Raw genomic sequence first — 10,280 nt, 5'->3', positions numbered from 1 at the left:
GTAACCTCTTTTATATCGCCTACCGGATGTTTCAGTTTGTAAACGATTTTATTGTCGCCGTATTCGATTCTGTTATTACACGCCGCGTCTATTACGGTTTCGCAGGCTTTGGAAAGTCTTTCGTTTTTAGCGATTTTTTCACGCGATATTTCAAGCGTTTTTTGCGCCCATTCGTAAAACTCTTTTTCTTCTTTCGTCTCTTTTGATTCCATAAAGACGCTCCTTTTCGTTATGAAATTTTACTTAACATCCCGCCGCCGCTCAAACTGACGGAAACGGTTTTGTCGGAAGTGTTATACTTTATATCTCCCGTTATCCCGCCGACGCCGGTATAAGTATATCCGTCGTCGTGCTGATACACAATCTCGCTGTCGGATTCGCTTGTCGCGGTCGCCTGTAAAAATTCTTGGTCGCCGCCGTCAACGTCTATAAACAAATCCACGCTTTCGATTTGCCAAAGTTTACGGGTGCGTTTATTTACGTGCTTTCCGCTTCCGGCGATATCCCTTTCGACCGTAAAACCGCCCAAATCAAGCGTAGGCGAAGAATCCGCCTTTATCTCGAAACTTCTCAACCCCGCTTCCGGATGGTTGACGCTTAAAAACAAACTACTCACAATTTCACTCCTAAATCAAAAAGTTTTTTTACTATTTCTTTTATACTTTCTTCCGTTTCAACAATTGCGGGGCGCAAATCCGCTTTAATATAAAAATCATCCGTCCCCGCATCAATCCGCATGTCGTATTTTTCGTTTCCGTTTTTTGTTATATGGTTAAGCCAACTTAATTTTTCTTTTTCTTTAAGTAAATCCGTGCGTAAACCGTTTATCTTATCAATATTATCAAACGTTAAAGCGCTCATAATTCCACTCCCAAATTTTCAAGTTCATGTTCCAATTCTTCAATTTCATTTTCCAAATAAAATATCGCGGGTTTCAAATCCGCCTCAACTTCAACCGACGTATTTCCCGTATCAAGCGAAACCGAAACGACCTTTAAACCGTTGGCGGAAACGGTTTTCAATTCTGGCTTCCTGAAGATGACCAAAGTGCAAACGAAACAAGTGTTGAAATTACGCAATTCCATATTGAGAACTTTGGAAACGAGTGAAATTTCAATCGGTAGGCTGATGGTTAATGGGAGTAATTTGATAATTGTCGAAGCAAAAGATTCGAGGGGGAAAACTTATAAATATTCGGCGAAATTCGGTGTAAAACGATAACACGGAATATATGATTATTATTGAAAACGGGTGGGACTTGTTCCCGCCCATTTTATTTTCGGCAAATATTATTTTCCAAAAAAGGAGTAATCTGTTATGGCTAAAAAGGATATTGCTTGGAGCGATTTGGGATTTTCTTATATGCAGACAAATTCAATAGTCCGCATGAAATTCAAGAACGGAAAATGGGGTGAAATCGAATTGTTAAAAGACCCGATAGTACCGATTCATGCGGCGGCTACCAGTCTGCATTACGGGCAGGCGGCGTTTGAAGGTCTTAAGGTTTTTGAAATGAAAAACGGCGTCGTCGCGGCGTTTCGTCCCGACGAAAACGCGGTCCGCATGCAAGATACGGCAAAGCGTCTGCTTATGGAAAAAGTCTCGACCGAACTGTTTTTGCAGGCGCTTAATATTATCGTAAAAGACAATATCGACTACGTTCCGCCATACGGTACGGGGGCGAGTATGTATGTCCGTCCGGTGTTAATCGGGTCTGGTGCGCGAATAGGAGTTCAACCGTCCGACGAATACGATTTTTATATTCTTGTTATGCCCGTAGGACCTTATTACAAAGGCGGGCTTATGCCGATTGACGGTTGGATTCAGACAGAATACGACCGTGCGGCGCCAAGAGGTCTTGGACACGTAAAAGCGGGCGGAAACTATGCCGCTGCGCTTTACAGCGATAAATTAGGCAAAAAAATGGGTTTTCCTATTTCGCTTTATATTGATTCGAAAGAACACAAATATATTGACGAGTTCGGCTCGTCGAACTTTATCGCGATTACACGGGATAACAAATATGTGACTCCGGATTCTACTTCCATTCTTCCCAGTATCACCAATAAGTCGCTTATGACTTTGGCGAATGATTTAGGAATCGTCGTCGAAAAAAGAAGAATTTTAATTGACGAACTGGAAACCTTTACGGAAGTCGGCTCAGTCGGAACCGCTGCGGTTATTACGCCTATTAGTTCGATAACTTACGGCGACAAAGTTTATAAATTCTGCGAGGCGGGTAAAGTCGGCGAAACGCTTCAAAAATTATACAACAAATTGCAGGGAATTCAATACGGAGACGTTGAAGACAAATACGGCTGGATGTATAAAATTGCGTAAATTCAAAGAATTTTTGATTGCGAAAACGTCTTCGTGTTTAATTAAACTATTGAATATTTTCAACAAAGGAGAATTTACTGTGAAAGATGCAGAAAAAACAATAGGCGGTTTAATTGACAATTGCAAGATTTCGTTTATTTCTTCGGTGGACGAAGACGGATTTCCTTGCGCAAAAGCGATGCTTGCGCCTAGAGAGCGAAACGGGATAAAAACGATTTATTTTACCACTAACACCTCGTCTATGCGGGTTCGTCATTACCGTGAAAATCCCAAAGCGTGCGTGTATTTCTACGACAATAGATTCTTCAGGGGAGTAATGCTAAAAGGTTTGATGGAAGTGCTTGAAGACAGCGAAAGCAAACGGCGAATCTGGCGCGACGGCGATACGATGTATTATCCGCTCGGCGTTGACGATCCTGATTATTGCGTGCTACGTTTTTCGACTCAAAACGGACGATTTTACGGCAATTTCAAAAGCGAAAACTTTGATGTGTGAAACGATTAGGATTAACAAATATCTTGCGCAGTGCGGAGCAGGTTCGCGAAGGCGGTGCGACGAAATAATTTTAGCGCAAAAAGTTTTTATAAACGGTGAAGCGGCGCTTATCGGCTCACAGGTAAACGAAGAAAAAGATACGGTCACGATAGACGGCAAGGAAGTTTTCCCAATTTCACAAAAAAGATATTTTGCATATCACAAACCAAAAGGCGTGATAGTAAGCAGAAGCGACGAGAATGGCCGGGCGACGATTTATGACGCTTTAAAAAAGTTAAAAATTTCCAATTGCGAAAATCTTAAATACGTAGGACGCTTGGATTTTAATTCGGAAGGATTACTTCTGCTCACAAATGACGGCGATTTGGCTTTTGCGCTTACTCATCCTAAATTTTGCATAAAAAAAGTGTATTTTGTAAAAACCGACAGAGAATTGCTTGACGACGAAATACGCAAGGTCATAGGAAGAGGAGTGGAAGAGAACGGCGAAATTCTAAAGGCGGACGCGTTGAGATTCAAATATCGGGACAGTGAAAGTTTTTGTTATGAAGTCGATTTGCACGAGGGTAAAAATCGACAGGTTCGACGGATTTTTGAGGCGCTCGGCGCGACGGTTTTGCAGTTGAAACGTCTGCAATTTGCATCGGTAAAACTTGGAAATTTGGATTATGGGAAAATTCGCGAATTGCCGCAAAAAGAGATTGAGCGATTGAAAGGCGTTCAAAATAGTCCAAACGGCGTATAAAATCTGTAATTAACAAATTTCATTCATAAATTCGTATGTTTCAAGCGAGGAATCAAACAAAAATTTTCGCAGTTGCGAATTTCCCCACACAATATCAATCGGCATATTTTTGTATTCGTATTCGTAAGGCGGCGGGTTGAGCGCAAAATCGTCGGGCGAAGTCAACGCGATGGATTTCAGTATCGCGACGCTCGTTTTGACGGGATGAAATTTCATTAAATTCGTAATGTGAATTTGAAAGCCCACGCAGTTATATTTTTGCAATGTTTTTTCATCTGTTTTCCCACAAACTCGATTGTCAAATCCTGAATATTTGTTAAATGTCGGAATAAAATCATGCCGCCGCAAGACACAATCTTCAATTTTGAATTTATTAAATGTTTCAATAAACTCTTTGGGTTTGATAAACGGCGCGCCGAAAAATTCAAACGGCTTACAGGTTCCCCGTCCTTCCGAAATATTTGTAGTTTCAAGTAAAACCTGCCCGGAATAAACAAGAGCGGTATCAATTGTAGACATATTCGGCGACGGCATAACCCAAGGAAGTTTTGTTTCTTCAAATTTCATGTTTATATCGTAATTTTTCATTTCGATAACGTTTAAATTCAGGCGCTGAAAATAAACGTCCTTAAACATTTTCGCTATTTGTCCGATTGTTTTCTTGTGAATCATTCTAATTTGTGCGCCTCCGACAAAACTAAAAAATTCTTTCTGTAAAACCGCACCTTCTTCGTCAAAGAAACCTATAGGATTTGGTCTGTCTAGAACCAAAATTTCAATGCCGAGTTTTTCGCAAACTTTGCAGCATTCTTTCAGTGTCCAGACGTAAGTGTATGGACGTGCGCCTATGTCCTGTAAATCCACAATTAAACAGTCGATTTTTTCAAGCATTTCGTCTGTAGGCGTTCTTGTTTGCCCGTAGAGAGAATAAACTTTTTGCCTATTGACCTCTAATTCGCTTTGGTTTTCCCATTCTATCATATTGTCCTGCGTTTGTCCAAAAAGTCCGTGCTGCGGTCCGAAAATCGCCGATATTTTCACATTTTTTTTCTGTAAAATTTCAATTATATGATTTAGTTTTTCATCGACCGACGCCGCATGACATAAAACAGCGATTCTTTTTTTTCCGACATATTTTTCAAGATTATACGCTAATTGCGCCAAACCGGTAATTACCATTAGTTTCTCCGTAAATTTTTCTCATTCGTCTGAAAACACAAATATACTATTTTTGTTGTGTGTTGCAATTGAAAAGACTATGCGAATTGATAATTTTTTACACCCGCCAAATAGTATTTTCGTTACAAATTAAAATTTATTTATGCAAATAAACAGGGAGTTATGATGGCAGACCCAAGACAGGAGAAAATTGCGCTGATTGCGTCTTTGGCAAAACGCAGAGGATTTATTTATCAATCAAGCGAAATATACGGCGGGTTACGTGGATGCTGGGATTACGGACCGATGGGTGCGGAACTCAAAAAAAACGTCAAAAACGCGTGGTGGCGAAGCGTGGTTACAAAACACGGCAACGTTTACGGGCATGATTCGTCTATTATTATGCACCCAAGAGTTTGGGAAGCGAGCGGACATTTGTCGGGATTTTCAGACCCGCTCGTGGAATGTTTGCTTACCGGCAGCAGATTCCGTCAAGACCAGTTGGAGCCCGAAAGCGGAACAGTCTTTGAATTTTGCGGTGCAAAATCTACGATTAACGGCAAGCAATGCAACGATTTCTACAAGGTTTTGGCGCGAAACAAAGGCGAGTTCGATAAAGCCAAAAAGACTGCGCGTGAATTTTATTCCGTCAAACGCGGTATAGAAAAGCCGGAACTTTTGGGCGAGAAATCCTGCGAAATCAAAGACAGCGTCGGCGAATTTAATCCTGATAACGGCGGACAGTTAAGTGAAGCAAGAAACTTTAATTTAATGTTAAAAACTTTTCTTGGACCCGCCGAAGATTCTTCTACGACCGTGTATCTTCGTCCCGAAACCGCACAGGGAATTTTCGTGAATTTCGTTAACGTTCAGCAAGCGTCGCGTGCAAAAATCCCGTTTGGAATCGCGCAAATCGGCAAATCGTTCAGAAACGAAATCACTCCGAAAAATTTTACGTTTCGCACACGGGAATTTGAGCAGATGGAGTTGGAATTCTTTTGCAAACCCGGCAGTGACGAAGAATGGCACGAAAAATGGAAAAACGAGCGGATGCAGTGGTATTTGGATTACGGGATAAAAAAAGAAAATCTGCGTTTTTACGACCATCCCAAAGAAAAACTCGCTCATTATGCGAAAAGTTGCTCGGATATCGAATATTTATTTCCGTTCAAAGCGCAGCCTGAATGGGGAGAATTGGAAGGAATCGCAAATCGGACAGATTTCGACCTCAAAACTCACAGTGAATTTTCGGGGAAAGCGCTTTCGTATTTTGATGAAGAAACTAAAGAACATTATACTCCGTATGTCATCGAACCGTCTGCGGGCGGCGACAGAGCGACTTTGGCGTTTTTGCTTGACGCTTACAGTGAAGAGGGCGAAAATGAAGAAAAAAGAGTACTGCTAAAACTTCATCCGTGTCTTGCTCCGGTGAAAGTTGCGGTGTTGCCTTTAGTGAAAAAAGAGGGTATGCCTGAAATTGCCGAAAAACTTTACGGTGAATTTCTTGACGATGATGTCAGTGCACAAATTGATATTAACTCGTCCATAGGCAAGCGTTACGCCCGTCAAGACGAAATCGGTACGCCGTGGTGTATAACGATTGACGGCGACACTGTAGGCAACGGGACGGTGACTATTAGGGATCGCGACAGTAAAGAACAGGAAAAAATCGCTTTGTGTGACGCGGTAAATTACATTTCGCAAAAGTTAAAGAAATCAAGACCTTAATTTTTATAGTATCGTAATTCGCTTTAATCAAAAACATGAAAAATGCTTAACGTAAATGAAATTTTCGTATCGATACAAGGGGAGGGGACACGTACCGGTAAATTATGTACGTTTGTGCGGCTTTCCGGTTGTTCTTTCGGATGTTATTACTGTGATACAAAATATGTGAATTTCGAAGCGGAAAAAAAATATTCTATTGAAGAATTAACTGAAATAATTAAAAATTTTGGCGGGAATCTTGTGGAAATAACGGGCGGAGAGCCGCTTGAGCAAAATGAAACACCGATTCTTGCCGAAAAATTGCTTGAAAACGGATTTGAAGTTTTAATTGAAACGAACGGAAGCAAAGATATTTCGATTTTGCACAGGAAAGTTGTAAAAATAGTCGATGTAAAATTACCTTGGGTTGGGCAAAAAGATAATTTTTTATACAAAAATCTTAGGTATTTGACTCAAAACGACGAGTTGAAATTCGTTATAGATGGATTTGACGGCTATAACTGGGCGAAAAATTTTATTGAAAACCATGAGGTCGTAAGTGAAATCATATTTTCTCCCTGCATAGAAAAAATTGATCCGAACGTTTTGGCGGATATGATAATAAAAGACAAATTAAATGTACGATTCGGTTTGCAAATTCATAAAATTTTGTGGAAAGACAAGAGAGGGGTATGAAAAAAGCAGTCGTTTTACTTTCCGGCGGTTTGGATTCTTCGACTTGCGCTGCGATTGCGAAAGATGAAAATTTTGAAATTTATGCAATGAGCTTTTGTTATGGGCAGCGACATTCGATTGAAATTGACTGTGCAAAAAAGATTGCTCGGTTTTTATCTGTAAAAGAACACAAAATAATAAATATTGATGTTGGAATTTTTATGAACAATTCTCTGACTGAAAATTTTGAAGTTCCCAAAAATCGTAAAGAAATTTGCATTCCAAACACTTACGTTCCCGCACGAAATACGCTTTTTTTATCATACGCATTGGCTTTTTCCGAAAGCATAAATTCTCACGATATTTTTATAGGAGTAACCGCAGTCGATTATTCCGGTTATCCGGACTGCCGTCCTGATTACATTGAGCAATATCAAAAAATGGCAAATTTAGCGACAAAGGCGGGGCGTAACGGCAACCCTATAATTATTCACGCCCCTCTGATAAATTTAAGCAAATCCGAAATTATTAAAACAGGATTCAAATTAGGCGTTAGATACGAGCTTACGCATAGTTGTTATTCGCCTTCCGTTGACGGCTCGGCTTGCGGAGAATGCGACAGCTGCATACACAGAAAAAACGGATTTATTGAAGCGAATATTTCTGACCCGACAAGGTATGTGAATAAATGATTGGGGAATATAAATAAAAAAGGCGATTCCGTAAAATAAACCGAAATCGCCTGTAAAACTGATTTCAAATCCTATTTAATAAGTCCCAAAATATGGTCGGCGCTTATTTTGTTAAATATCGAAAAAGCATTTATGCCTGATTTGCCTAAAACTTGATTCTTTACCATTTCCGCAATTCCCAAAGCCATATCCTGATCGCGAATTATTGATTGCGCCGCGGTAGTGTTAACGTCAGCCGTTTGCAAATTCCGAATGGTGCTTTCTAAACGGTTCGTCATAGCTCCTACATCGCTTCTTTGTTGATTTACGACACCCAGAGCGCTGTCGATCGCCGTAATCGCCATATCCGCTCCGCTTATGGAATTTATACTGGAGCCGGAAATTCCAAGCGCTGAAACTGAAATGTCCATACCCGGAACAGCGACCATTTCACCTTCATTGGCGCCCACCTGCAACTGTGCACCGCCCGCACCAAGTCCTTGTCCGTTTGTCAGTTCCTGTTTATTAAAATTGGTAACGTTTGAAATTCTATCCATTTCTTGAGTTAACTGCTGAAATTCTTTGTCGAGCGCCTGTCTTTCGTTGTCGCTCAAAGTCGCATTTCTCGCTTGAACCGCAAGTTCACGTTGCCGTTGCAAAATAGCCGTTGTCTCGTTTGACGCTCCGTCGCTTATATTCAATGCAGAAACCCCGTCTTCTGTATTTCTCATAGCCATTTTGAATCCGCGTGTTTGAGTTATCAATCCTTCTGCAACAGCCAATCCGGCAGCGTCGTCGCTTGCCCTATTAATTCTTTGTCCGGTCGCCAATTTTTCCAAAACCGAACTTAATTTCTTGTTTGTCTGCTCAACTGAACCCGTGAGTGTCTTCTGTAAAGAGCCAATCCCCAATTGACTTAAACTTTCAATTCGCATAATATACCTCCCTGTATTATTGTTTACAACAAACCCTATTTATATATCGGCATAATTTCAAAAAACTTTAGAATTATTTTATAAAAAAACGTCTTTAATTTATTTATATGCAAATTTATCTAAAATAATTCACGTTTGTGAAATGAAATTACCTGTCCGTTCAAAATATATTTGTGATTCATAAGTCCGCCGAATTTGCACATTAATTCGTATCCGATTGTCCGCGCATTTTGCGCCAATTCGTCAACACTAATCTGTAGATTGTCGCTTTTTCCGGCGATAACGACTTCGTCGCCGACGTTTATTTCCGTTTCACTGCCGATATTTGCCATAATGTAATCCATAGTTATTCGGCCTACGACAGGGTATTTTTTGCCTTTGATAATCACGAATGCGGTTTTGCTTATCACTCTTGGGAATCCGTCGGCATAGCCTATCTGGATCGTTGCGATTTTCGTATTTTCCGGCGCTTTCCAAATATTTCCGTAACTTACGCCTTGTCCCTTTTTTACGTATCGAACACTACTTATGCGCGAGCAAATTTTAACCGCTTCGTAAACATCAATTCCTGTATCTCTGTTTGGATCCGGACGGCATCCATAAAGCAGAGTTCCCGGACGTATATATTCGTTTTCGCCGACATTTGAATAAGCGCACGCACCGCTATTTGAAGCATGAATTATATCAAAATTAAATCCTGCGTTTTGCAAAGCGGAAATCGCTTTTTTGAAATTATTTTGTTGCAAAACGACACTTTTTTGCTTTTTGCTGTCGGAAGAATGAAAGTGTGTGTAAACTCCGTTTATTACAGATTTAAGTTTCACTAATTTTTCGACAAATTCTGTGTTACCGTTCAAAATCCAATCGTACATAATTCCGTCACGATGCATTCCCGTATCAATATTTAAATGCCATTTGAAATTACAATCTCTGTAATTTTTTTCTATAACAGATAACTGCGTTCGGTCGATAATAGAAAGCGTAATATTATGCTGTGATGCGGCTTTAAAACAATTTTCATCGGTAATTCCCAAAACCAAAATATCGCCAGTGATACCGTTTTCTCTCAAAAAAAGCGCCTCGTCAACCGCAGCGACGGCAAACCAAACTACTCCCGTATTCTGCAAAACTTTTGCGACCGCCGCCGCACCCAATCCATAGGAATTATCTTTGACAACTGCGATTACCTGTTCGGTTTTTTTGCATGTTTTTTTACATATCTTAAATAAATTGTCTTTGACCCGGTCTAAATCGACTTCCATGTATGGAAATTCTGAATTCATTTTTTTCCTTTTTTGAGAATTTTGCAATAAAATAATATTTGGAATAATAAACCGGTGCGATTCCGCACAAATTCTCAGGTATCCTGATCGAATAAATAAAAAATCTATAACGATTTTTCAACAAACCTTGACTTTTTCTTCGTAACAATAAATTATATTCTCTATAGTAAGAAATTACGATCGAACGAAAGAGTGATAAATAACATACCATCAGTTTTTACAAGGAACAATATTTCCGAAAACTATCTTCTTCACTTGACACCATCCCTA

The 10,280-nt window shown here is 40.0% G+C and carries 14 protein-coding genes; 7 read left to right on the top strand and 7 right to left on the bottom strand.

Translation table 11 applies throughout. The annotated features are described in order from the left end of the window. The 4 genes from LBH98_00660 to LBH98_00645 form a co-directional block, all read right to left on the bottom strand. Window positions 1-212 (bottom strand): hypothetical protein (locus tag LBH98_00660; GenBank protein MDR0303275.1); only part of this gene is annotated, 212 nt, incomplete at its 3' end. A gap of 17 nt (window positions 213-229) precedes the next feature. Beyond that, on the bottom strand, window positions 230-616 hold the full coding sequence (locus tag LBH98_00655; protein ID MDR0303274.1) for a hypothetical protein: 387 nt from the start codon (window positions 614-616) through the stop codon (window positions 230-232). Continuing rightward, a complete protein-coding gene (locus LBH98_00650) occupies window positions 613-861 on the bottom strand; it encodes a hypothetical protein (protein ID MDR0303273.1) in 249 nt (82 codons plus the stop codon). Before LBH98_00650 ends, LBH98_00655 begins: the two co-directional genes overlap by 4 nt. After that, window positions 858-1,022: a hypothetical protein gene (locus tag LBH98_00645; GenBank protein ID MDR0303272.1), complete on the bottom strand. Its 165-nt coding sequence runs from the start codon at window positions 1,020-1,022 to the stop codon at window positions 858-860. Before LBH98_00645 ends, LBH98_00650 begins: the two co-directional genes overlap by 4 nt. A gap of 25 nt (window positions 1,023-1,047) precedes the next feature. Between LBH98_00645 and LBH98_00640 the strand changes: the two genes are divergently transcribed. The 4 genes from LBH98_00640 (at window position 1,048) to LBH98_00625 (ending at window position 3,581) form a co-directional block, all read left to right on the top strand. Next, on the top strand, window positions 1,048-1,221 hold the full coding sequence (locus LBH98_00640; GenBank protein MDR0303271.1) for a hypothetical protein: 174 nt from the start codon (window positions 1,048-1,050) through the stop codon (window positions 1,219-1,221). A gap of 96 nt (window positions 1,222-1,317) precedes the next feature. Beyond that, window positions 1,318-2,340, top strand: a complete 1,023-nt coding sequence (locus LBH98_00635) for a branched-chain amino acid aminotransferase (GenBank protein ID MDR0303270.1) — start codon at window positions 1,318-1,320, stop codon at window positions 2,338-2,340. Window positions 2,341-2,419: 79 nt separating this feature from the next. After that, on the top strand, window positions 2,420-2,836 hold the full coding sequence (locus tag LBH98_00630) for a pyridoxamine 5'-phosphate oxidase family protein (GenBank protein MDR0303269.1): 417 nt from the start codon (window positions 2,420-2,422) through the stop codon (window positions 2,834-2,836). After that, on the top strand, window positions 2,829-3,581 hold the full coding sequence (locus LBH98_00625; GenBank protein MDR0303268.1) for an rRNA pseudouridine synthase: 753 nt from the start codon (window positions 2,829-2,831) through the stop codon (window positions 3,579-3,581). The genes LBH98_00630 and LBH98_00625 overlap by 8 nt, the downstream gene beginning before the upstream one ends. Window positions 3,582-3,590: 9 nt before the next feature. Here LBH98_00625 and LBH98_00620 read toward each other — a convergent pair whose 3' ends face one another. After that, window positions 3,591-4,760, bottom strand: coding sequence for a DUF1343 domain-containing protein (locus LBH98_00620; GenBank protein MDR0303267.1), 1,170 nt, complete (start codon window positions 4,758-4,760; stop codon window positions 3,591-3,593). Between the two features lie 162 nt (window positions 4,761-4,922). On the opposite strand from LBH98_00620, the gene LBH98_00615 reads away from it, so the two are divergent. From LBH98_00615 to queC, 3 genes are read left to right on the top strand one after another with little or no spacing between them, the layout of a single operon-like run. Next, entirely contained in the window at window positions 4,923-6,467 is a 1,545-nt protein-coding gene (locus LBH98_00615) for a glycine--tRNA ligase (GenBank protein MDR0303266.1), read from the top strand. Between the two features lie 42 nt (window positions 6,468-6,509). Beyond that, on the top strand, window positions 6,510-7,142 hold the full coding sequence (locus LBH98_00610; protein ID MDR0303265.1) for a 7-carboxy-7-deazaguanine synthase QueE: 633 nt from the start codon (window positions 6,510-6,512) through the stop codon (window positions 7,140-7,142). Then, window positions 7,118-7,813, top strand: coding sequence for a 7-cyano-7-deazaguanine synthase QueC (gene queC, locus LBH98_00605; GenBank protein MDR0303264.1), 696 nt, complete (start codon window positions 7,118-7,120; stop codon window positions 7,811-7,813). Before LBH98_00610 ends, queC begins: the two co-directional genes overlap by 25 nt. A 71-nt stretch (window positions 7,814-7,884) precedes the next feature. Here the strand turns inward: queC and LBH98_00600 are convergent, their stop codons facing one another. Then, complete coding sequence (locus LBH98_00600) at window positions 7,885-8,727, bottom strand: hypothetical protein (protein ID MDR0303263.1); 843 nt, start codon at window positions 8,725-8,727, stop codon at window positions 7,885-7,887. Window positions 8,728-8,846: 119 nt separating this feature from the next. Continuing rightward, on the bottom strand, window positions 8,847-10,010 hold the full coding sequence (alr, locus tag LBH98_00595) for an alanine racemase (GenBank protein MDR0303262.1): 1,164 nt from the start codon (window positions 10,008-10,010) through the stop codon (window positions 8,847-8,849). Between the last annotated feature and the right edge of the window lie 270 nt (window positions 10,011-10,280).

This window comes from Chitinispirillales bacterium, assembly GCA_031254455.1.
GTDB lineage: Bacteria > Fibrobacterota > Chitinivibrionia > Chitinivibrionales > Chitinivibrionaceae > WRFX01.
The sequence above is the reverse complement of the archived record's forward strand: the minus strand, read 5'-3'. Positions and strand labels throughout refer to the sequence as shown.